Here is a 1,837-nt window from a genome sequence, read left to right on the forward strand (position 1 = left end):
AGCAAAGACCGCACCTTTGTCGCGACAATGGCGGATGGTGTCGATCAGCGCCTGAGCGGCGGTATAGTCGATCTCGACGATGTTGCTGGCCTCCAGAACCACCAGCTTCACGCCCTCGCTCCTGGCGTCGATCAGGTCGCTCAGACCGCGCTTGAAACGGTCGGCATTGACGAAGGAAAGCGGCGCCTGGAACGCCACCACCAGCACGCCGGGGTGCCGCTCGCCCGGGCTGGAACCGCTCGGCGGCCACCAGACCGACGTGCCCGGTACCTGCGCCAGCTCGATCGGCTCGGTGCGCGTCGAGCCCCAGATGCCGTGCAGCAGCGACAGACCGATGCCGATCGCGACCCCGGTTTCGATAGGCAGGACGACGATGGCGATCATGGTGATCAGGATCAGCGCGAACTCGCCGAGCGCCTGGCGATATACGTTAACGGCGATCCTCCAGCGCAGGATATGCTGGGCCACGAACATCAGCACGCCGGCAAGGGCCGCTTGCGGCACGTTGGCCAGCAGGCTGCCGCCGAAAGCGCCGAGCCCCAGCACGATAGCCGCCGCGATCAGGCCCGACAGCTGCGAGCGGCCGCCGGTCTGGGCGACGATGGCCGTGCGCGGCGGGCTGGCGTTGACGGCAAAGGCGCCGAACAGGGCGGCCACGATGCTGCCCGCGCCGACGCCGACAAAGTCGCGATTGACGTCTGGCGCTTCGCCGTTTTGGGAAGCAAACGAGCGGCTCGTGGCCGCTGTCTGCACCATGACGACGATGGCGATCAGCAACGCCAGCGGGACAAGAGCCTGTGCGTCGTGGAAGTGGACGGTCGGCATGCCGAGAGGAGGCAACCCGTTCGGCAAGGCGCCGAGCACCTCGACGCCACGGTTCCTCAAATCGAAGGAGACGACGCCGAGCGTCGCCAGGACCATGCCGATCAACGCCGCCGGGATCCGCGCGCTGACCTGTCCGGCGGCGAAGACGATGGCGAAGACACCGAGGCCGATTGCCAGGCTCCAGGGATTGGTGAGGTGGATATTGGCGGCTATCTCGCCGACTCGCCGCAAGGTCTCGCCTCTTTCGGCCGGCAGGCCGAGCAAGGAAGGCAGTTGCGAGACGATGATATGGACCGAAATGCCGGCGAGGAAACCCGTCGTGACCGGCACGGACAGCAGATCGGCGATCCAGCCGAGACGGAAGACGCCGCTGAGCGCCACCAGCAGCCCCACCATCAGGGCCAGCATGGCCGCCAGCGCCAGGTAATGCGGCGAGCCCGAGGTGGCGATCAGCGCCAGACCGCCGGCGAACAAGGGCGTGATCGTCGAATCTGCGCCGGCCGACAGCTGGCGGTTGGCGCCGAGCAGCGCGAAGGCGACAGAGCCGGCGACGAAGGTGAAAAAGCCGATCTGCGGCGCGAAGCCGCCGAGCCGCGCCGTCGCCATCTGCTCGGGTATGGCGATCGCGGCCAGCGTGATGCCGGCCGCCAGATCGCCGTTGAGGTCCTTGACGCTCCAGCCGCTGAGGGCCCGCATGGGTAGCCATGAGGCCAGCTTCACAGCAGTTGCGGTTTTTGCCCGATCCATCGCCGACCTTGCCGCATGACGGCGAAAACGACGGTGGCCATATCGTCGCAACCAGCGGTATCCATTTGAAATTACCATCAAAATTGTCTCTGGAAAAGTCCGGCCGACATTGGAGTTTCGGCAAGGCTTCCTATATAAGCATGTAGTGATTCCCGACTGGATTGTGACCTGATTTGACCGACCAGAAGACACCGCGCGGGCCGGACGGCGGCCCCACCGGCATCGAGCCGATTTCGATCATCGAGGAGATGCAGCGCTCCTATCT

The 1,837-nt window shown here is 65.6% G+C and carries 1 protein-coding gene; it reads right to left on the reverse strand.

The genetic code is table 11. The annotated features are described in order from the left end of the window. Nucleotides 1–1,521: SulP family inorganic anion transporter (locus tag EOA27_RS34720; RefSeq protein WP_245491287.1), on the reverse strand; the 1,521-nt coding region annotated here is incomplete at its 3' end. Nucleotides 1,522–1,837 lie beyond the last annotated feature (316 nt).

Origin of the sequence: Mesorhizobium sp. M2A.F.Ca.ET.037.01.1.1 (assembly GCF_003998075.1) — a bacterium.
GTDB lineage: Bacteria > Pseudomonadota > Alphaproteobacteria > Rhizobiales > Rhizobiaceae > Mesorhizobium.